General features: G+C 71.7%; 19 protein-coding genes. 10 read left to right on the forward strand and 9 right to left on the reverse strand.

The window, feature by feature from the left end:
- Positions 1 to 69 precede the first annotated feature (69 nt).
- From ABEA15_RS18505 to thiC, 3 genes are all read left to right on the forward strand, one after another.
- On the forward strand, positions 70 to 552 hold the full coding sequence (locus ABEA15_RS18505; protein WP_344141741.1) for an OsmC family protein: 483 nt from the start codon (positions 70 to 72) through the stop codon (positions 550 to 552).
- 71 nt (positions 553 to 623) lie between these two features.
- A complete protein-coding gene (locus ABEA15_RS18510) occupies positions 624 to 1511 on the forward strand; it encodes an SOS response-associated peptidase (protein WP_345557857.1) in 888 nt (295 codons plus the stop codon).
- Between the two features lie 361 nt (positions 1512 to 1872).
- On the forward strand, positions 1873 to 3543 hold the full coding sequence (gene thiC, locus ABEA15_RS18515) for a phosphomethylpyrimidine synthase ThiC (RefSeq protein ID WP_344141739.1): 1671 nt from the start codon (positions 1873 to 1875) through the stop codon (positions 3541 to 3543).
- 177 nt (positions 3544 to 3720) lie between these two features.
- Here the strand turns inward: thiC and ABEA15_RS18520 are convergent, their stop codons facing one another.
- From ABEA15_RS18520 to ABEA15_RS18535, 4 genes are all read right to left on the reverse strand, one after another.
- Positions 3721 to 3873 (reverse strand): hypothetical protein, encoded by a 153-nt coding sequence (locus ABEA15_RS18520; RefSeq protein WP_345557859.1) that lies wholly within the window; start codon positions 3871 to 3873, stop codon positions 3721 to 3723.
- A gap of 58 nt (positions 3874 to 3931) precedes the next feature.
- Positions 3932 to 5368, reverse strand: a complete 1437-nt coding sequence (locus ABEA15_RS18525; RefSeq protein ID WP_345557861.1) for an FAD-binding oxidoreductase — start codon at positions 5366 to 5368, stop codon at positions 3932 to 3934.
- 317 nt (positions 5369 to 5685) lie between these two features.
- Entirely contained in the window at positions 5686 to 7332 is a 1647-nt protein-coding gene (locus ABEA15_RS18530; RefSeq protein ID WP_345557863.1) for a LuxR C-terminal-related transcriptional regulator, read from the reverse strand.
- A gap of 145 nt (positions 7333 to 7477) precedes the next feature.
- Positions 7478 to 8296, reverse strand: a complete 819-nt coding sequence (locus ABEA15_RS18535) for a class I SAM-dependent methyltransferase (protein ID WP_344142017.1) — start codon at positions 8294 to 8296, stop codon at positions 7478 to 7480.
- A 447-nt stretch (positions 8297 to 8743) separates the two neighbouring features.
- Between ABEA15_RS18535 and ABEA15_RS18540 the strand changes: the two genes are divergently transcribed.
- The 4 genes from ABEA15_RS18540 (at position 8744) to ABEA15_RS18555 (ending at position 13182) form a co-directional block, all read left to right on the forward strand.
- Positions 8744 to 9388, forward strand: a complete 645-nt coding sequence (locus ABEA15_RS18540; protein ID WP_344141736.1) for a sigma-70 family RNA polymerase sigma factor — start codon at positions 8744 to 8746, stop codon at positions 9386 to 9388.
- The gene (gene rsrA, locus ABEA15_RS18545) at positions 9385 to 9672 is read left to right on the forward strand and encodes a mycothiol system anti-sigma-R factor (protein ID WP_344141735.1); all 288 of its coding nucleotides are present in this window, start codon (positions 9385 to 9387) and stop codon (positions 9670 to 9672) included. The genes ABEA15_RS18540 and rsrA overlap by 4 nt, the downstream gene beginning before the upstream one ends.
- A gap of 850 nt (positions 9673 to 10522) precedes the next feature.
- Positions 10523 to 11875 carry an HD-GYP domain-containing protein gene (locus tag ABEA15_RS18550; protein ID WP_344141734.1) on the forward strand — a complete coding sequence of 451 codons (1353 nt, stop codon included), beginning with the start codon at positions 10523 to 10525 and terminating at the stop codon, positions 11873 to 11875.
- 20 nt (positions 11876 to 11895) lie between these two features.
- Positions 11896 to 13182, forward strand: coding sequence for an HD-GYP domain-containing protein (locus tag ABEA15_RS18555; protein ID WP_386699760.1), 1287 nt, complete (start codon positions 11896 to 11898; stop codon positions 13180 to 13182).
- 25 nt (positions 13183 to 13207) lie between these two features.
- Here the strand turns inward: ABEA15_RS18555 and ABEA15_RS18560 are convergent, their stop codons facing one another.
- Positions 13208 to 13609 (reverse strand): SgcJ/EcaC family oxidoreductase, encoded by a 402-nt coding sequence (locus tag ABEA15_RS18560; RefSeq protein ID WP_344141732.1) that lies wholly within the window; start codon positions 13607 to 13609, stop codon positions 13208 to 13210.
- A 97-nt stretch (positions 13610 to 13706) separates the two neighbouring features.
- On the opposite strand from ABEA15_RS18560, the gene ABEA15_RS18565 reads away from it, so the two are divergent.
- On the forward strand, positions 13707 to 14093 hold the full coding sequence (locus ABEA15_RS18565) for a thioesterase family protein (protein WP_344141731.1): 387 nt from the start codon (positions 13707 to 13709) through the stop codon (positions 14091 to 14093).
- A gap of 19 nt (positions 14094 to 14112) precedes the next feature.
- Here ABEA15_RS18565 and ABEA15_RS18570 read toward each other — a convergent pair whose 3' ends face one another.
- Together ABEA15_RS18570 and ABEA15_RS18575 are read right to left on the reverse strand one after the other, a co-directional pair.
- Positions 14113 to 15792 (reverse strand): acetolactate synthase, encoded by a 1680-nt coding sequence (locus tag ABEA15_RS18570; protein ID WP_345557866.1) that lies wholly within the window; start codon positions 15790 to 15792, stop codon positions 14113 to 14115.
- Positions 15793 to 15954: 162 nt separating this feature from the next.
- Positions 15955 to 16698, reverse strand: a complete 744-nt coding sequence (locus tag ABEA15_RS18575) for a GntR family transcriptional regulator (RefSeq protein ID WP_344141729.1) — start codon at positions 16696 to 16698, stop codon at positions 15955 to 15957.
- A gap of 97 nt (positions 16699 to 16795) precedes the next feature.
- On the opposite strand from ABEA15_RS18575, the gene ABEA15_RS18580 reads away from it, so the two are divergent.
- Positions 16796 to 18346: a sensor histidine kinase gene (locus ABEA15_RS18580; RefSeq protein WP_344141728.1), complete on the forward strand. Its 1551-nt coding sequence runs from the start codon at positions 16796 to 16798 to the stop codon at positions 18344 to 18346.
- A gap of 194 nt (positions 18347 to 18540) precedes the next feature.
- Here the strand turns inward: ABEA15_RS18580 and ABEA15_RS18585 are convergent, their stop codons facing one another.
- On the reverse strand, positions 18541 to 18792 hold the full coding sequence (locus ABEA15_RS18585; protein WP_344141726.1) for a WhiB family transcriptional regulator: 252 nt from the start codon (positions 18790 to 18792) through the stop codon (positions 18541 to 18543).
- Between the two features lie 314 nt (positions 18793 to 19106).
- On the reverse strand, positions 19107 to 20042 hold the full coding sequence (locus ABEA15_RS18590) for a diacylglycerol/lipid kinase family protein (protein ID WP_345557869.1): 936 nt from the start codon (positions 20040 to 20042) through the stop codon (positions 19107 to 19109).
- Between the two features lie 121 nt (positions 20043 to 20163).
- Between ABEA15_RS18590 and ABEA15_RS18595 the strand changes: the two genes are divergently transcribed.
- A complete protein-coding gene (locus tag ABEA15_RS18595; RefSeq protein ID WP_344141724.1) occupies positions 20164 to 20583 on the forward strand; it encodes a hypothetical protein in 420 nt (139 codons plus the stop codon).
- Positions 20584 to 20635 lie beyond the last annotated feature (52 nt).

Below are 20635 nucleotides of genomic sequence, written 5' to 3' on the forward strand. Positions count from 1 at the left end.
AGGAGGGCGCGCCCCGCCGCGCCGACAGCAGCGCCGCGCCGGCGGCGCACGCGAGCAGAGGAGGCCCAGATGGCCGACAAGGTCCACCACTACCGGGTCAGCGTCCGCTGGACGGGCAACACAGGCGAGGGAACCACCGGCTACCGCTCCTTCGAGCGCTCCCACGACGTGGAGGCCGAGGGCAGGCCCGTGCTGAAGGGCTCGGCCGACTCCGCGTTCCGCGGCGACCCCGCGCGGTGGAATCCCGAGGACCTCCTGGTCAGCGCCTTGAGCGAGTGCCACATGCTCTCCTACCTCGCCCTGGCGCCGGCGGCGGGGGTCGACGTCGTCGCCTACACCGACACCGCGACGGCCGCCATGACCACCCACCGCGACGGCTCCGGCGAGTTCGACGAGGCCGTGCTGCACCCCGTGGTCACGGTCGCCGAGGCGGGCATGGCCGAGGCCGCGCGGAGCCTGCACGAGAAGGCGCACGAGAAGTGCTTCATCGCGCGCTCGGTGAACTTCCCGGTGCGCAACGAGCCGGAGATCCGCGTCGCGGGCGGCGCGTGAGCGCGTGAGCGCGAGGGCGGGCGCGCACCGCGCGCGCCCGGATGTCGGCGCCCGCCGCTAGGCTTGCTCGCATGTGCGGTCGATACGCTCAAGCCCGCAACCAGCACGAGCTCCAGCTCGCGTTCGACTTCCCCGAGGCCGACGAAAGCGCGGCCCCGGCGGACGGCGCGTCCGACCCGCGGGCCCGGCCCCCGCTGGAGGAGCTGGCGCCCGACTACAACGTCGCCCCCGGCAAGTCCGTGTACGTGGTGCTGGGCACCCCGCCGCGCGAGGCCGCCGCCGGCACCGGGTACCGCGGGCCGCGCACCCTGGGCACCATGCGGTGGGGGCTCGTGCCGTCCTGGGCCAAGGACCCCAACGTCGGCTACAAGATGATCAACGCGCGCAGCGAGACCGCGGCCGAGAAGCCCGCCTACCGCAACGCCTTCGCCCGTCGGCGCTGCCTCATCCCCGCCGACGCCTACTACGAGTGGCAGCTCCTGCCCGAGGACCGGCCGGGCGATACCGAGGCCGGAACCTCGCCGGTCACCGACGCCGGCCACAAGCGGCGCAAGGCCCGGTCGCGCAAGCGCCCCTACGCCATCGGCTACGCCGACGGCTCCCCGCTCGCGTTCGCCGGGCTCTTCGAGCGCTGGCGCGACCCCACGCGCCCCGACGGCGACCCCGCGGCGTGGCTGTGGAGCTGCACCGTCGTCACCACGCAGGCGGCGCCCGAGCTGAGCGGCATCCACGAGCGCATGCCGGTGGTGGTCCCGCCGAAACTGTGGCAGGTGTGGCTCGACCCGGCCTCCGGGCCCGACGACCTGCACCAGGCCCTCGCGGCCACCCCGGTGCGGGAGTTCTCGGTCACCCCGGTCAGCACCGCCGTCAACAGCGTCCGCAACAACGGCCCCGAACTGCTCGACCCCGAGCCCCAGCCGCCGGAACCCGCCGGCGACCCGGGCGCGACGCTGTTCTGACCCCCTCCGGCCGGGCGGACCGATACCGCCCGCGACCGGACGGCGGGCCGCCGCCCCTGGAACCGGCGCGCCCCCCGTGGGTAGGGTGGCCCCGATCACCGGATCGCCGCCGGGCCGGACGCGGGTCGGCGGTGCACCGTGACGACGGTGCGGCATCCGTGTTCGCGACAAAGGCAACGACACCGACGACACCGTCGCGTCGAGCCGCGGGGCCATCGCCCCTTCGGCCGATCCGACGGCACCATCACCAACCGCGGGAGCTCGCGCCATGGCGGGCTGAGAGGGCGGCTGCTCCGAGAACGGGGCGGGTGCCGCCGACCGCAGAACCTGTTCGGGTAATTCCGACGTAGGGAGGCGTGCCTTGACGGCGCTCGACGACCGTAGTGTCCAGCCCACCGTGACCTCCGGCCCCATCATGGGATCGCAGAAGGTCTACCGGGAGGTCACCGACCCCGACTCCGCACGGACGCTGCGCGTCCCGCACCGGCGGGTGGGTCTGGACAATGGCAGCCACATCGACCTGTACGACACCTCCGGCCCCTACACAGACACCGACGCAGCGCCCGGGATCGACGTCCACGCCGGTCTGGAGCGCATGCGCGAGGAGTGGGTCCGCGACCGCGAACCGGTGGACGGCGCGGTCACCCAGGCGGCCTACGCCAAGGCCGGCGTGATCACGCCCGAGATGCGCTACATCGCCGCGCGCGAGGGGATGGACCCCGAGTTCGTGCGCTCCGAGGTGGCCATCGGCCGGGCGGTCATCCCGGCCAACCGGTGCCACCCCGAGTCCGAGCCGATGATCATCGGCAAGGGCTTCCTGGTGAAGGTCAACGCCAACATCGGCAACTCCGCGGTGACCTCGTCGGTCGCCGAGGAGGTCGAGAAGATGGTCTGGGCCACCCGCTGGGGGGCCGACACGATCATGGACCTCTCCACCGGCAAGCGCATCCACGAGACCCGCGAGTGGATCATCCGCAACTCCCCGGTCCCGGTGGGCACCGTGCCCATCTACCAGGCCCTGGAGAAGGTCGACGGTGATCCCGCCTCGCTGACCTGGGAGATCTACCGCGACACCGTCATCGAACAGGCCGAGCAGGGCGTGGACTACATGACGGTGCACGCCGGGGTGCTGCTGCGCTACGTCCCGCTGACCGCCCGCCGCGTCACCGGGATCGTCTCGCGCGGCGGCTCGATCATGGCGGCGTGGTGCCTCGCCCACCACGAGGAGAGCTTCCTCTACACCCGCTTCGAGGAGCTCTGCGAGATCTTCCGCCGCTACGACATCACCTTCTCGCTCGGCGACGGTCTGCGGCCCGGTTCCATCGCCGACGCCAACGACGAGGCCCAGTTCGCCGAGCTGCGCACGCTGGGCGAGCTGACCCACATCGCCCGCGCCCACGACGTGCAGGTGATGATCGAGGGTCCCGGGCACGTCCCGCTGCACAAGATCGCCGAGAACGTGCGGCTGGAGGAGGAGCTCTGCGGTGAGGCCCCCTTCTACACGCTGGGCCCGCTGGCCACCGACATCGCGCCGGGCTACGACCACATCACCTCGGCCATCGGTGCGGCGCAGATCGCCTGGCACGGCACCGCGATGCTGTGCTACGTCACCCCCAAGGAGCACCTCGGCCTGCCCGACCGCGACGACGTCAAGACCGGCGTCATCACCTACAAGCTGGCCGCCCACTCCGCGGACCTGGCCAAGGGGCACCCCCGGGCACAGGAGTGGGACGACACCCTGTCGACGGCCCGCTTCGAGTTCCGCTGGCAGGACCAGTTCCACCTGGCCCTCGATCCCGAGACCGCCCAGTCCTTCCACGACCAGACGCTGCCGGCCGAGCCCGCTAAGACCGCGCACTTCTGCTCGATGTGCGGTCCCAAGTTCTGCTCGATGAAGATCACCCAGGACGTGCGCAGGTACGCCGAGGAGAACGGCCTGTCCACGGTGGCCGCCATCGACAAGGGCATGCGGGACAAGTCCGAGGAGTTCGCCGACCGCGGCAAGCGGGTCTACCTGCCGATGGCGGACTGACCCCCACGATCGGATCGTGAACCCGTCGGGACAGCACGATCACATAGGTCCGGGCCCCGCTCTCCGATACGAGCGGGGCCCGGATCGTCGGTCGTCGGGGGCCAGAACGGAAGGCCCTGCTTGTCTGCACCCCGATTGACGGCCGCGACCTGCTCGTGGAAGTCGCGCGTGGCGGCCTCACGCGGGTACCGGGACCGGGATGCGTAGACCATCCACCACGTCCGGATTCTTGTGGAACCGGGTTGTTCGCGGGCGAACGCCCTTGCCGTCGGTGTACGGCCGAGGCATCTTGCCGATGTGCTCCCGCTTGTAGCCGATGGCCTCGGCCATCTTGGCGAAGCCGACGTTCCCGTGGAGCCTGGCGAGGGCAAACCCCGCCGGCGCGGCTCTAGCTTCCTTTTCGGGGACTGATGTTGCGGTTGACGCGGAAGCGGTTGTCGGGGTCGTACCGCTCCTTGACCCTCCGGAGACCGTCGTAGCTGGCCCGGTAGGCGGCGGCCGTTCTGTCGGCGTCGTCCTCCGCCAGTTGGAAGTTGACGTAGTTCCCGCCGGTCGAGAACGGCCGGATGCTTTCCCAGCCCCTGCGGACCGCGTCCACGATGCGGCCTCCGTCGGCGTGCGGCGGCCATACCCCGGAGAAGCCGCTGATGAACCGGGCTTCCCGGTTCCCGACAGCGCCGCCGTCATCCGACTCGTTCAGCCCGCCGGCGATGTGGAAGACGACGGAGAACGACAAGGGGGACGCGACGTCGAGCGCGGCGTCCCGGAACGTGGGCAGGTATTCGTCCGGCAGGCCGGGCAGGAACTCGGTCTTCCAGTACTGGTTCAGCCCCTTGGGCTCCATCTCGTCGAACATCGACTGCTGGGCCACATAGGGCTTCTCACCGATGAGGTCGAAGATCGGCTCGCCGAGGGCGCGCAGCGGAGCGAGATCGGCTTCGGCCTCGGCGGCGCTGCCGCTGTGGCACACGAGGAGCCCGGCGACGGGTTTGAGGTGCCACTCGTCCGGGACGAACGGAGCCGGCGGCGCAAGCCGGATCATCACCGCTGCCGTCAGCTCCCGGGGAGCGGACGCGGTGAGCTCCTGGTACGTCTTGAGCACCTCGTCCGCCCGGTCGGCGCTCCATGCGGCGAGCCCTCCGGTGATGAGGGGGCCGACCTCGTGCAGACGGAAGGTGAATCGGGTTACGACGCCGAGGTTGCCGCCTCCTCCGCGCAGGGCCCAGAACAGGTCCGGGTTCTCCGTCCGGCTCGCGGTCCTGATCGTTCCGTCCGCCGTGACGACCTCCACCTCCTGCAGATTGTCGGCCGCCCAGCCGAACCGGCGTGTCAGATAGCCGAATCCGCCGCCGAGGGTGAGGCCGGCGACACCCGTCTCGGACACGAAGCCGAGCACCGTCGCCAGACCTTGCTGCTGGGTCGCCCGATCGACGTCCCGCAGCAGGCATCCCGGACCAGCGTGCGCGAGCCGCGCGGACGGGTCGACAGCCACCTCGCGCATGCGCGACATGTCGAGAGTCAGCCCACCGTCGGCGAGTGCCGTGCCGGCGATGTTGTGGCCCCCGCCTTTGACACTCAAGAGGACGCCGTGGTCCGCGGCGAAACGCACGACCATCGCCACGTCGCGGGCAGAGACCGGCTGGACGACGAGCGCCGGACGTGCGGTGACCATGGCGTTCCAGACCTCGACGGCTTCGTCCCAGCCCTCGTCGCCGGCCGTGAGCAGCGGTCCTGCAAGCCGGGCGCCGAGCTGCTCGATCCGGGCGGCGCTTAGGCCGACGCGCTCGCCCTCGAGTCCGGCGACCTCGAACATTCTCGTTTTCATGGCGACTCCCCCTCTTCCAGCGCCCCTCTGCTCCTTGATGTCCCGACCGCGCGTAGCGGCAGTCCTCTACCACGGACGCGGGCAGCCCGACCCACCGCTCGGCCACCGGCATGGCAGCCGGCAGCTGGTCGTCTGCCCGCCACCCGCGGACCGCACCGGTCGCATCGCCTTGTCCCGAGAGGTCATCGTCGGCCTGCGTTCAACGGCGCTTACAAGCCAAGGGTCCGAGGTCGGCGGCGGGCTCCGCATCGGTCGAGTCGACCAATTCGGGTGCGCGCGCCGCGTGGGTATTTCTGCGCAGGCGGCCGGGTACGGCGCTATACCAGGTCGTGCTCGTATGCGTACGCCGTAGCCGCGGCGCGCGAGGAGACGCCGAGCTTGGTGAAAATGTTGCTCACATGCCGGGCGACCGTCTTGTCGCTGATCACGAGACGGTCCGCGATAACCCGGTTCGATGCCCCGGTCGCGATCAGGCGGAGCACCTCGATCTCGCGTGGGGTCAACCCTTCCGGGCTCCGGGGCGCGGCCCGGCCCGCTGTGCCCCTCAGCTCCCGCACCTGCTCCAGCGCCGGCGCCGCGCCGAGTTCCGCGAAGACCCGTTGGGCGGCCTCCAATTCCATCTCGGCCGTATCGCGATCGCCGACCTGGCGGTAAGCCCGCGCCAACTCCACCCGTACCCGTGCCGCCTCGTAAGGAGCCTCGTTCCCGTGCCAGGCTGTCCACGCCCGGCGCAGAGCCGTGCACGCGGCCTCCGGGGCACCGGCGGCCAGCAGCACGGACCCGCGCGCGTACGCTGCCACCGCCCGCAGGTACGGCGATTCGAAGCCGGCGGCGATCCTGTCGAGCTCGTCGACTGCCTGCTGAGCGTCCTCGACGCCTCCGGCGGCGAGCTCGATCTCCACGGAGCCGACCAGTACACCGGGCCGCTCCTCCAGTCCCTCGGTCTCCACGAGGGTCCGGCGGATGGCAGCGGCAGCGTCGTCCAGCCGGCCCTGTGCCAGCCTGAGCAGAGCCAGTCCCGGCTGCGCTGAATGCCCCCGGCCCCCGGCCTCACGGTAGTAGCGCTCGGCCTGGGAGAACTCGCCGCGCAGCCGGAGCAGCTCGGCACGCTGATACAGGGCCATGCCCAGCGCCGGGTCGCCGTGCGAGGTGGACAGGTGCTTGCACGCCCGGCATACCTCGTCCATGGCGTCGGCCCAGTCACCCCGCAGCTGCATGATCTCCGAACGATGCACCAGGCACTGGCCCCGGTACGGCTGAAGGTCCTGCTGTGTGGCACACCAGCGACTCAGCGCCTCCGTCCACTCCTGCACGCGACGAAGGTCGTAGATTCCGCGGCAGGCGAGGATCACGGCACAGTAGACGATCCCCGCGGTGATCGGCGACACCTCTCCGGTGGTCACCGCCACCATCGTTTCATCCAGCAGCTCCACGCCCTGTGCCGCCCGGCCCTGCGCCATCAGCGACTGGCCGCGCCCCAGGCTCCCCAGTGCCCGCAGGTCGGTGTCGTCGAAGAGGTCGGCGATCTCAGTGATCTCCACGAACGAACGTTTCGCCGCCTCGGCATCGCCGCCGTTCAGAGCCCGCAGCGCCGCGGGGACACGCAGATAGCCCCGCTCCACGCAGCACAGCGCCGCATCCTCAAGGATGTGCTGCGCCCGCGTGAGCCATCCGCCGCCGCGGGCGTGCTCGCCGCGAAGGAGAAGCGTGAGCCCGATCCAGAACGCACACCGGACAGCCCCCGCCACTTCCCCTCGGTCCAGAAACGCGTGATGAGCCCGCTCCCAGGTCCCGGTCGCCACGTCCGTGGCGCCGATCAGATACGCCGCCCGGGCCAGCCGGTCGAGATCGTCGGCCATGAGCGGGGCCTGCCGGTCGGCAGCCGACAAACCCTCGTACGCTTCGCGCCATGCCAGCCGCTCGTACGCATCCCGCCCCTGCCTGCGTGGATCAACGGTGCCCATGAGCGCTCCCGCCGACGGTGAGTCCGTAACCGCAGCGTATGTGCTGTTCACGGCACACGCGGGGAGCCGGAGCCGGCATCCGCCGGTCCGATGAGGCGCCCCGGGCTCCAGCGGTCACGGCCTGAGCCGCAAGCGCGGCGGGCGTTCAGCGCGGCTGCGGGGCCGGGCCGGGCTTGCGGGCGCTCGCCAGCAGGTGCACGCCCACGTAGTCGTCGGACTCCGCCGCCCGCAGCTCCATGTCGACCAGCCGTCCCAGCGCCTGGGAGTCGCGGGCCAGCATCATCTCGACCGTGGAGGCCGAGAGCACGGTCCGCGGCCGGATCCAGTCGAGCTCCAGGCCGACGTCGGTGACGACCTCGCCGATCTGCTCGGCGGTGAAGCACCTGGTGATCGAGCCGTCGGGCCAGGGCACCAGCAGCACGTCGGCCCGCGGCGCGAAGCTCAGCTCGGGCCAGCAGTCCTGCTCGGCCAGCAGCGCCATGCCCAGCACGACCGAGTCGACGCACAGCAGCACCCGGCCGCCCGGCCGCAGCACGCGGGCGATCTCGCCCAGCGAGGCCTCGGTGGCCAGGTGGCGCGACAGCACCCGGTTGTCGGCGAGCACGCCGTCGAAGGCGCCGCCGGTGAACCCCGACAGGAAGGTGGTGTCGCCGACCACGGGGTGCAGGCGCCCGGGCGAGCGCCGCCGCGCCGCCGGCACGTGCCCGTTGACCAGGGTCAGCTGGCGGCGCGGCCGGAGGTCGGCCGAAGGCAGCAGGGTGACCACGTCGTGCCCGTCGGCCACCGCCCGCGGCGCGCCGCGGAAGTCGGGTCCGGACAGGTCGAGGATGCGCCCGGGCTCCTCGGGCAGCCATCGGGCGAGCTGCGCGTCCGCCACCGCCCAGTAGAACCGCCAGTAGGCGGACAGGGAGTCGCTGGTCGCGAAGTGCGCGGCGGCCGAACGCGCTGTGCGGGAGTCAGGCACGGCCTCGGCGGTCTCGTGTTCCGGCGGGCGGGACGCGGAGTTGGAGGACGGTCGCACGCATGCTCCTCTCCCACGTCTGTGTTGAGGGTTTTACCCTCACTCTTGCACGGGTCACCCCCACGGGTACGCCGAAACGGCGGTTGTGTGCCGCGCACAACCGGCCCGACCGGTGGAATCAGCCGGGGCGGGGCGTTGTTGGCATGCACATCACTACCCGGCAGGCCGGATGCGGAACTCGGAAACACGCCGCGGCGCTCCGGGTCCGGATTCCGGCTCCTGCGGCCAGACGAGGAGAACAAAGGCAGGTCAATGCCTACTGCTACCTGTGACTTAGACGAAGCGCGCACGGGCGTCTCGCCGCCCGGCGATGTGCCCTCCGCGGGTGCGGCGTCGTATCGTGAGGCTACGGTTGCCCCACGGGAGGCCAGCACAAGGAGGCAGGCGGGCTTGAATCAGGGCCAGGAGACACTCGACGAGCAGGGCGCTCGGTTCGAGCGGGACGTGCTTCCGTTCTTGGACCAGCTTTATTCGGCGGCGCTGCGGATGACCCGCAACCCCTCCGACGCCGAGGACCTCGTCCAGGAGACGTTCGCCAAGGCGTTCGGTTCGTTCCACCAGTTCAAGGAGGGGACGAACCTCAAGGCCTGGCTGTACCGGATCCTCACCAACACGTTCATCAACTCCTACCGCAAGAAGCAGCGCGAGCCCCGGCAGGCCGGTACCGAGGACGTCGAGGACTGGCAGCTCGCGCAGGCGGCGTCGCACTCCTCCTCCGGGTTGAAGTCGGCCGAGGCCGAGGCGCTGGAGCACCTGCCCGACACCGACGTCAAGCGGGCACTGCAGGATCTGCCCGAGGACTTCCGCATCGCCGTCTATCTCGCCGACGTCGAGGGCTTCGCCTACAAGGAGGTCGCCGAGATCATGGACACCCCGATCGGCACCGTGATGTCGCGGCTGCACCGCGGTAGGCGACAGCTGCGCTCGATGCTGGAGGAGTACGCGCTGGAGCGCGGAATCCTGGATTCGGCGGACGGCGAGGGTATCGCGGTAGAGGCGTCCAACAGCGGGTCGAGTCGGAGGGACCAGCGATGAGCTGCGGAGGAGAGCACGCTACCCCGTGTAGCGAGGTGCTGGCGAAGGTCTACTCCTACATCGACGGGGAGCTCGAAGAGGGCAACTGCGCCGAGATCCGCGAGCACCTCGACGAGTGCGGCCCGTGCCTGGCCGAGTACGGTCTGGAGGAGGTCGTCAAGAAGCTGGTGGCCAAACATTGCGGCGCCGATCCGGTCCCCGGTGACCTGCGCTCGAAGGTGCTGCACCGCATCGAGGCGGCGCGTTCCGACCTCCAGGTGCGCGAAGGCGCGGAGGCCGACTAGGCGACTGCGCGAGCGGGCCGGGGGCCCCTCGGGCCGCAGGGCATCGGGCCCTGCCCCCCGCTCAACCCGACAACGCGGCCGATGGCGCATCGAACAAGTTCTGCATTCGCGAAAAGCCGCGGAAGTCGTGAATTGCGACGAGTCCGGCGGCCGGTGCGTCCAGCCGCCGGACTCGCGTGTTTTCCGCCGTGAGGGGCTGAAACCGCCGCCCGCGAATCGGCGGGATCCGCCGAGAACCGGGTTTTGGTCGCCGGGCGGGTGCGTGCGGGCGGCGCGCGCGGCTCGACACGCCCGGAGCCGCCGGGATTCAGGTCAAGAAATGGTCGCATTCCACTGTAGACGATATACGGAATGCTGTGCCATGGTGATCACGTTATGTGATCGCCGGTGGTGACAGGTGTCGGAAAGGTGCTCGGAAGTCCCGGTACTGCGGCGTGCACACGCTCGGTTCACCGGTGTTCGGATGATGTCGGAGAGTAATCGGTGCGACTACGATACTCCTTCGGAATTCCGTAATCCGAAAACGGTTTGCCAGTGGGCGGTCGGCAGAGGTCCGTGGATCGGGTCAGGGAAATCAGGCCCCTCGCGCGGGCCGTTAAACTGGTCGCCATATCCACCGTATGGGGTAATTCGCACAGCGCACCCGGGGGTTCCCGGCTACGTGGGCCGGGATGGGTGTGCGGACCGGAAAACAGGGGGGCTGCCGTGGGTTGGCTCATTTCCGAAATGGTGCATCAGGGAATCATCACGACCGGGGCACTGGCCTGCGTGAACGGGTGGTGCTGGTGGTAGAACGGAATCGATGAAACCATGGTGGTTCGGTCGGCTTTGGGGTGGGAGGTACCAGGAATTGCGTGCCCTTCCGGGAGCGGCCCGGCTCTACATCGGGCTCGTGTTCCTCAGCGCCCTCGCCGTGGTCGGGCTCGGCCCCTTCACCGGGATCGACCCGGCCACGCTCGCGCTGGTCGTGGTGCTCTACGTGGTCACCGAGTCGATCAGCACCACCATGCACAACGGCAAAGCGGGGGTTTCGCCGGGCGCAGCGGCGTCGCTGGCCGCGGTCGTACTGGTCGGCCCGGTCGGCGCGGCCGCCGGCGCCCTGTGCTCGGCGCCCTTCGTGCTGCGCCGCCAGAACGTCGTCAAGCGGATGTTCAACGGCGGCCAGCTCGCTCTGGTGGGCTACGCCACCGGGCACGCCTTCCTGGCCCTGGGCGGCGAGGTCGGCCCGCCTGAGCGCGCCGACTTCCCGTGGATACTCGTGCCCTTCTGCGCGGCGCTCGTCGTCTACGGCGTGGGCAACTCCGTGCTGGTGGGCCTGCTGATGTGGTGCCTGGGCGAGGTCCGCCTGGCCCCGCCGCGGCGCGTCCGCTGGCGCACGCTGGCCACCCTGGAGCTGGCGTCGCTGGGCTACGGCATGCTCGGGCTCTTCATCGCCGTGGTGTGGGGGGTGATCGGGGCGCCGGCGATCCTGCTGGTGCTGCTCCCGCTGTTCATCGCCCGCTGGGCCTTCGACCAGTGCCTGGCCGAGCAGCGCGCGCACGAGGCCACCCTGGCCACGCTGTGCCAGGCCGTCGAGACCAAGGACTACTACACGCGCGGGCACTGCATGCGCGTGTCCAAGGGAGCGGGCATGATCGCCCAGCAGCTGGGCATGCCCGCCGAGCGCGTGCAGACCATCCGCTACGCGGGGATGCTGCACGACGTCGGCAAGCTCGGCGTGCCCACCAAGGTGCTGCAGAAGCCCGACAAGCTCACCGAGGAGGAGTTCGCCGCCATCCAGCTGCACCCCATGCGCGGCTACGAGATCGTCCGCGAGATCGGCTTCCTGGACGAGGCCCTCGGCGGGATCATGCACCACCACGAGCGCATGGACGGGCGCGGCTACCCGATGGGCCTGGCCGGTACCGACATCCCCGAGTTCGGGCGGATCATCTCCGTCGCCGACGCCTTCGACTGCATGACCTCCACGCGCTCCTACCGCAAGGCGCGCACCGTCGAGGAGGCCTTCACCGAGCTGCGGCGCGGCGCGGGCACCCAGTTCGACCCGGCGATGGTGGCGGCGCTGATCACCGCCGTCGACCGCGACGGCTGGGAGCTGCCCGACGCCGTGGAGCCGCCGGGCGACGGCTCGGCCGTGGTGGCCCAGCAGGACCACGACGACCCGAGCGTCCCGCTGCGCGTGGTGCGGGAGGCCGAGCGGTGATCACCGAGGAGTTCTACAGCATGCGCGCGCCCCGCCGGACGGGTGCCTGGCGGCTGCTCGACGAGCCGGTGCGCGTCCTGGTGATCGTCGTCGCCGCCGCCTTCGCCGCCGGGTCGCTGCTGTGGACGCTGGTCACCGGGTTCGCCGACGCGCAGACGGCGCTGGCCTTCGGCGTGCTGATCGCGCTGGGCGAGCTGGCCCGCATCACCCTGCCGGGCAACCGCGAGGTCGCACCCGTCGCCTCGGCCGGCGCCATCGGCTACACGTTTCTGCTCAACATCGGCGGCGACCACGTCCACCACTCGGGCTGGCAGGTCCTGGCGGTGGTCACCGTCGGCTTCGCGCTGGGCGAGCTGCCGCACATCGCCGCCGGGCGCACACCCGAGTGGAGCGACCTCGCGCGCCGGATGATGGTCATCGTGGTGATCACACTGGCGTTCCGGCCCTTCGCCGGCGACCTGGCTCCCGGAGCCGAGGAGTCGCAGTGGTGGCCGGCGCTGCTCCTGATGGCCGTACTGGTGCTGGCCGGGTGGCTGACCGACGCCGTCATCGCCGCCGCCATCCGCGCCGAGCGGCTGCGCGCCCGCCTCACCGTCGCCTTCCGCGACGAGCTGCGCGCCCACGCGGGCCTCGGCATGGCCATCGGATCCTCGGGCATCCTCATCGCGCTGGCGAGCACCATCACCGGCCTGGCGGGCCTGCTCGTGTTCACCGCGCCCCTGCTGGTCACCCAGGTGGCCTTCCGCCGCTTCGCCGAGGTCCGGCTCACCTACCTGCAGACCGTGCGCGCCCTGTCGCGGGTCACCGAGGTCGGCGGCTACGTCGCCACCGGCCACTCGCGCCGCGTCAGCAGGCTGGCCAAGTCGATCGGCTGCGAGCTGGGCATGCGCGAGTCCGACCTGCTGGAGCTGGAGTACGCCGCGCTGATGCACGACATCGGCCAGCTGTCGCTGCGCGACCCCATCGCCAGCGGCGCCACCGTCTTCGCGCTGCCGCGCGAGCAGCGGCGCATCGCCGAGCTCGGGTCGGCGGTGATCCGCGAGACCGGCGTGCTCGACTCGGTGGCCGAGCTCGTGCGCCGCCAGTGCGAGCCCTACGGCGGCGACGGCGACGACGGCCCGCCGCCGCTGGGCAGCAGGGTCATCAAGGTCGCCAACGCGGTCGACGACCTCGTCGGCGAGTCCGGCGACCCCGAGCGTGTGCAGGCGGTGCTGGAGCGCCTGCGCATGGACGGCTTCGGCGAGTACGACCCCGAGGTCGTCGAGGCCGCCGCGCGCGCCATCGAGCGCGCCTCGTGCCGCTGGTGAGCCCCGCCGCCGGCCGCGGCGCCGCTCACCGCGGAACCTGATCGAAGCGCACCGCGGTGTTCTGGCCGACGTGCAGCAGCCAGCGCCCGTCGTCCTGCTTGGTCATGACGTAGAGCGGGGAGCCCTCTGAGCCGTCGGCGGAGTGGTCGACCTGGCTGACCTTGACGGCCGCGACGTCGGGCCGCAGGAACCGGATGTGGCGGGTCTCGTAGGTCACGTCGCCGGTCCCCTGCGCGCCCGGCAGGACGGACCGGGTGAACTCGGCGATCGCGTCGAACCCGACGAGGACCCTGCCGTGCGCGGTCGTCCAGACGGCGTCGGGGTGGAAGAGCGCGAGGAAGGCCTCGGCGTCCCGCGCGCGCTGGGCGCGGTCGACGGCGGCGACGACCTGCTGGATGGCTTCGGTTTCCGCGGTTTCGTTGTCCATGCCGACCATCCTGAATCCTCAACTTAGATCGGGGTCAAGGGATGCGGCCGCGAAAGGTCCCCGCGGCGGGCGGTACCGGCCTGTAGCATCGGCGGTTGTGATCACCGAAGGACTGCGGGGCAGCGCCGACCTGGTGGTCGGCGCGCAGGACACCGCCCTCGCGCTGGGCAGCGGCGACACCGAGGTGCTCGGGACGCCGCGTGTGCTCGCGCTGGCCGAGGCCGCCACCGTCGCCGCCACACGGGGCCGGCTCGACGAGGGCGCCACGACCGTGGGCACCGAGGTGGCGCTGTCGCACCTGGCCGCCTCGGCGGTGGGCGCCCGCGTGCGCGCCGAAGCCCGGCTGAGCCGGGTCGACGGGCGGCGGCTGGTCTTCGACGTGACCGTCTCGCAGGTGGGCGGAGGGGGCGCCGCGCTGGCCGGCGGGACCGTCGAGCGGGTCGTGGTGGACCGCGCGCGCTTCACCTCCGCCGCGCGGTCCTGACACCCCTGCGCGGGCGCGCTCAGACGCCCATCGTCTTGCGCGGGTAGACGTTCTCCGGGTCGGTGGCGATGTTGACCATGTAGGGCACCCCGGAGTCGAAGGCGCGGCGCAGGGCCGGGGCGATCTGCTCGGGGTCGGTGACCAGCTCGCCGCCGCCCCCCAGGGCGCGCACGACCTCGTCGTAGCGGGTCTGGGGGGTGAGGTCGGCGGCGACGTCGTAGCCGTAGAGCATCTGCATGGGCGCCTTCTCCAGGCCCCAGATGCCGTTGTTGCCGCAGACCATCACGACCGGGAGCCGGTGGCGCACGAGGGTGTCGACGTCCATCAGGGAGAACCCGGCGGCGCCGTCGCCCATCAGGGTCACCACCTGCGAGGAGGGATGGGTCAGCCGGGCCGCGGCGGAGTAGCCCATGCCCGTGCCCAGGCAGCCGAAGGGGCCCGGGTCCAGCCACCGGCCGGGGCGCTTGGGCTCGACGTACTTGCCGGCGTAGGAGACGAAGTCGCCGCCGTCGCCGATCACCACGGCGTCGTCGTCGAGGATCCGGTTCAGCTCGCCGTAGATGCGGGCCGGGTGGATCGGGTCGGCTTCGCTGGCCAGCACGTCCGCGTCCTGGGCGGCCGCAGCCCGGGCGGCCTCGGCGATCTCGGTGCACCAGCGGCGCGCGGAGGCGGTCGGCGCTGCGGCGCCGGCGATGCCGCGCAGCGCGGCCGAGAGGTCGCCCCAGACCGCGGCGGCCGGCGTCATGTGGTCGGTGACCTGCCCTGCGGAGTCGGCGACGTGCACGACCCGGGCCAACGGGAAGTCGTCCTTGCCCCCGAAGAGGCCGTGGCCCAGCCGGAAGTCCAAGGGCGTGCCGACGACGACCACGAGGTCGGCCCGGCCCAGCGCGGCGCCGCGGGCCCGGTTGGCGAGCAGCCGGTGCCCGCCCGGCAGTACGCCGCGCCCCTGCCCGTTGGTGACGACCGGGACGCCGAGCTCCTCGGCGGCCTCCAGCGCGGCCTGTGCGGCTCCGTCGAGCCAGACGTCGGACCCGTAGACCAGCACCGGCCGCTCGGCCTCGCCGAGCAGCCGGGCGGCCTCGGCGATGCGCCCGGGATCGGGAGAGCGGTCAGCGGGAGGCGCCGCGGCCGACAGCTCGGTCTCGGCCTGGTCGTAGAGGCGGTCCATCGGGATGTCCAGGAAGACCGGACCGCGGTGGGCGTCGTTGGCCAGCCGGGCGGCCTCGTCCATGGCCGCGCCGATGCCGCCGGTGTCGTGCACGGTCCAGGCGCGCTTGGTGACCGGCTCCAGCATCGGGGGCTGGTCGAGCTCCTGCAGCAGCCCCTGGCCCCACCGGCTGTCGGGGGCGCGCCCGCCGACGAGGATCAGCGGGGAGCCGCTGAAGCGGGCGGTGGCCACTCCGCTGACGGCGTTGGTCACCCCGGGGCCGGCGGTGACCACGGCCAGGCCCGCGCGTCCGGTGAGCTTGCCGACGCCTTCGGCGGCGAAGACGGCGGTCTGCTCGTGGCGGACGTCGATCAGCCGCATCGTGGGCTCGGGCTTGACCGCGCCGTCGTAGAGCGGGAACACGTGGCCGCCGCTGAGCGTGAACATGGTGTCGATGCCGTGGTGGCGGGCCACCTCGACCGCGTGGGAGCCGCCGTGGCCGCTCAGGGGGCCCGCGAAGGGCGGCGGTGCGAAGACCTGGGGCGTGGACATGGCGGCGGTCACAACTCCTTCGTGTAGGCGGAGCCACGTGCAGGGGGCCGGGAGCGGAGCGGGCCGGCCCGCTACTCGCCGGTAAGTTACCAGGCGCCGGTGACCGCGACCACACCGGCGCGGTAGACCGGTGGGACCGTGCCCGGCCCCGGCGCCTCACCCTCACTCCTCCTCGGGGGGACGAAGCCGTGTGACGAACTTGTAGCGGTCGCCCCGGTAGAGCGAGCGGACCCACTCCACCGGGTGCCCCTCGCCGTCGAAGCTGTGCTGGCAGTGCAGCACCAGCGGCAGCCCCACGTCCACGCCCAGCAGCCGCGCCTCGTTGGGTGTGGCCAGCACCGTCTCGATGGTGGCCTCGGCCTCGACCAGGCGGACGTCGTAGGCGCTGGCCAGCGCCTCGTACAGCGACGCGTAGCGGTCGAGCTGCCGGCGCAGTCCGGGGAAGCGCCGCGCCGCCAGGTGCGCGGTCTCCACGGCCATCGGCTCGCCGTTGGCCAACCGCAGCCGCTCGATGCGCAGCACCCGCCCGCCCGAGCGGATCGCCAGCAGCTCGGCGAGCTGGTCGTCGGCGTTGATGTAGCTCACGTCGAGGATGCGCGTGGCCGGGTGCAGGCCGTGCGAGCGCATCTCCTGGGTGTAGCTGGTGAGCTGCAGCACCTGCGCCACCTTCGGCTTGGCCACGAAGGTGCCCTTGCCCTGGATGCGCAGCAGCCGCCCTTCGACCACCATCTCCGTCAGCGCCTGGCGCACCGTGGTGCGAGACGTGGCGAACTGGGCCGCGAGCGCGCGCTCGGGCGGCACCGGGTTGCCGGCGGGCATGGCCTCGATGAGTTCCAGGAGCAGCTTTTTGACCTGGTAGTACTTTGGAACTCGGTGACCGTCTTCGAGCGTTCGCTGACCCGTCACGTCGGACTCCTCCACCGCTTCCCCGGTCGCTATTGGTGTGGACCACTGGTCGAGTGCGTTCCTATGAGTATGCCTGCAACCGTGGGATGATTTGTGAGTGCCTCACCTCAGTGATCTCATCCGGCGCTACACCGCGCTCAAAACGGCGGATCTGGAGTGGTTCCACTCACTGGTCTCGGACTGGCAGCTGCTGGCCGACCTCTCCTTCGCCGACCTGGTCCTGTGGGTGCGCCTGCGCGACGACAGCGGCTGGGTCGCGGTGTCGCAGATGCGCCCCACGACCGGGCCCACGGCGTTCCAGGACGACCTCGTCGAGACCGTGCTGCGCGACGAGGCGGCGGATGCGGCCGCGGGCGGCCGGGCCGCCCGGCTGTCGGGGCGGCGCACGCTCATCGACCGGGCCTGGGGCGAGGGGCGGATCTGCCGCGAGGGCGACCCCGACTGGTCGGGCGGTGTGCCCGTGCGCGAGGAGACCATTCCGGTGCGCCGCTCGGGCAAGCTCATCGGGGTGATCCAGCGCAGCACCAACCTCAGCTCGGCGCGTACGCCCAGCCGGCTGGAGCTGACCTATCTGCAGAGCGCCAGCGACCTGGCGCAGATGATCGCCGAGGGGGAGTTCCCCTTCAACGACCAGGGGCCCCTGATGGTGCGCTCACCGCGGGTCGGCGACGGCCTGCTGCGGCTCGACCAGGACGGCGAGGTCGTCTACGCCAGCCCCAACGCGCTGTCGGCCTACCGGCGGCTCGGGCTGACCGCCGACCTGGTGGGCGCGCGCCTGGACCGCACCACCCTGGACCTCGCGGCCGCGGGGGACGCCCGCGACGAGTCGCTGACCTGGACCGCGGGCGGCCGGGTGCCCCAGGAGGCCGAGGTCGAGGGCCGCGGCTCCACCATCCAGCTGCGCTCCATCCCGCTGGTGGTGGGCGGCGTGCGCATCGGTGCGCTGGTCATGGTGCGCGACGTGACGGAGCTGCGCCGCCGCGAGCGCGAGCTGATGACCAAGGACGCCACGATCCGCGAGATCCACCACCGGGTCAAGAACAACCTGCAGACGGTGGCGGCGCTGCTGCGGCTGCAGTCGCGGCGGCTGGACGTGCCCGAAGGCCGCGCGGCCCTGGACGAGGCGGTGCGCCGGGTGGGCTCGATCGCCATCGTGCACGAGATGCTCTCCCACACCCCCGACGAGGTCGTGGACTTCGACGACATCGCCGACCGCGTCATCGAGATGGCGGCTGAGGTCTCCTCGACCGGAACGGCGGTGGTCCCGCGCCGCTCGGGCCAGTTCGGGCTGCTGTCGGCGCTGGTGGCCACCCCGCTGTCCATGGTGCTGGCCGAGCTGGTGCAGAACGCCGTCGAGCACGGGCTGCGCTACGAGCCGGGCAGCATAGAGGTACACGCGCGGCGCGACGACCCGCCCCTGGGCGAGGAGGAGAACGGCGGCCGGCTGCTGATCGAGGTGCTCGACGACGGCGGCGGGCTGCCGGCGGACTTCGACATCGAGAGCACCGCGAGCCTGGGCCTGCAGATCGTGCGCACGCTCATCGTGAGCGAGCTGGACGGCTCGCTGGAGATCAAGCCGCAGGAGAACGGCGGCACCAAGGTCGCGATCGAGCTGCCGGTCGAGCGCCGCATCGAGCCCTATCCCTGACGTGCCCGTCGGCGCCCCCGCTGCGATCGATCCCGTGCTTATCGCCACCTGTGAGGGTTCACGATGGCGACAAGTACAGGATCGTCGGATCTCGGACGGAGGCGGGGCCCGGCTGCCCGCACCGGACCGCTTACCCGGGGGCGCGGTGTCCGGCCGGATCGAGCCGTGCGATGCTATGACAGTGGTTTCGAACGCTAGGAGCGCGCCATGGCGACCGGCGCGCGGCGGCGCTTGAGCGCGCGCCGCTCGTCCTCGCTCATGCCGCCCCACACGCCGCCGTCCTGGCCCGTCTCCAGGGCCCAGCGGAGGCACGCGGTGTTGACCGGACAGGCCCGGCACACCTCTTTGGCCTCCTCGATCTGGATGAGGGCCGGGCCGGAGTTCCCGATCGGGAAGAACAGCTCGGGGTCCTCATCACGGCAGGCGGCGTGGTGACGCCAGTCCATGCGGATCACTCCTCACGGTGAGGGAATCGCTTTGTGAACGAATTCACTAAGTCGGCGGCGACCAGGCGCTTGTCATCGTTGACTCCCGGTCCGGCGTGCGCCCGATCTGCGGGCGCCCAGGGGTCCGGTGATCGCACGGAGTCGCGCCGTGCTCCCTGACCTCGGAATCTCCCTTTTACTCGCCCGTAACGTGCGGCGACACTTTTGAGCGTGACAGCATTGATCGACGCATGCAAGAGCGCCCGGTGCGCCAACCTGGGCGGGGGCGTGTCGTGTGCGTCACAGGCGTAATCACCAGGTTGGTTTCCGTGCGATTAACCGATGATTCGTAATGCCTTCGGTACGGATTCGAGATTGACTCGTTTTCGGTGTCCGAGGTATTCGCCGTCGATCTGGAATGCGCGCGGAGTGCGGGATGTGACGCTGATCGCGCTCTGATCGTGCCACGAGACATAGCCCGGCCCGTACGGCGGGACGCCCCGGTGCGACATCATCTGGCGCAGCAGCTGCGCGGTGCGGACGGTGTGCAGCTGCGTGAGCGCGAACAGGTCCAGGCCCAGCCCGAACCGCGAGCGCGGCGTCGGCTGCACCGGCACGGCGCCGGCGTAGGTCCACGGGGTGGTGTTGGTGACCAGGGCGAAGTACAGGTCGTGCACGGCCTCGTGGCCGGGCGCCTCGATGCGCAGTGAGGGCACCTTGACGTCGCCGCGCAGGAACAGCTTGAGCGCGACGGAGATGTAGAGGCCGGGGGAGGCCCGGCGGCCGCTGCGGCGCAGCCGGTCGACCTCGTGCACCACGTCGGCGTCCCAGCCGAACCCGGCGCAGAAGGTGAAGTAGCGGTCGTCCTGGTCGGTGCGCATCCGGCCCAAGCCCACCGAGCGCTGCTCTCCGGCGCGCGCCGCCTCAAGCATCGCGCCGGTCGCCTCGATGGGGTCGGTCGGCAGGCCCAGCGCCCGGATGAACACGTTGGCGCTGCCTCCCGGCAGAGCGGCGAAGCTGGGCCGCTCCAGGCCCTCGGGCGTGGCCAGCAGGCCGTTGACGACCTCGTTGACCGTGCCGTCGCCGCCGAGGCTGATCACCAACCCGTAGCCCTCGCCGGCGGCCTGGCGGGCCAGCTCGCGGGCGTGGTCGCGGTACTCGGTCTGGGCGACGTCCAGGTCCATCTCGCGGGCGACGGCGCCGACCAGCACGTCGCGGGAGCGGGGCGTGGTGGTGGTCGCCTGGGGATTGACGATGAACAGGGCGCGCACGCGGCCAAGTCTAGGGTGCGCCCGGAGTGCTGCGAGCCGGGCCCCGCCGGGGGGCCGGCGGGCCGGAAGGGGGCGCGGCACCGATTCGGGCCCCGCCGCAGGGGCCCGGCGGGGGCCGATAATGTGGAACGTGTCCTCACGACCCATCACCCTCACACTCGCCGCTGCGGTGCAGGCCCTGGTGACGGCCGCGATCGCCGTCGGGGCCGCCGTCGTCCTCGTCGAGACCCTGTCGGGCGACGCCGCGGCGCCCGGTGCGGCGATCCCGCTGACCGTCCTCGCCCTGCTGGCGGCCGCCGCCACCGGCTACTGCGCCTGGGGGCTGCTCCGGCTGCGCAACTGGGCGCGCACGCCGGTCGTGCTGACACAGGTCTTCGTGCTCGTGGTGGCCTACTACATGTTCACCAGCGGCCAGTACGCGGTCACAGCGGTGATGGCGGCGGTGGCCGCCGCGGGCCTGGCGCTGGTGCTGGCCCCGCCCACCACCGCCACCCTGTTCGGCGACGACCCGCGCGGCGGCGGGCCGGGCGAGGGCGGGTAGCGGCGAGCGGGCGCCCGCGCTGCGCCGGGCCGCGTGAACGGCGCGGCGGCCG

It is taken from the genome of Streptomonospora halophila, assembly GCF_039542725.1.
Classification (GTDB): Bacteria; Actinomycetota; Actinomycetes; order Streptosporangiales; family Streptosporangiaceae; genus Streptomonospora; species Streptomonospora halophila.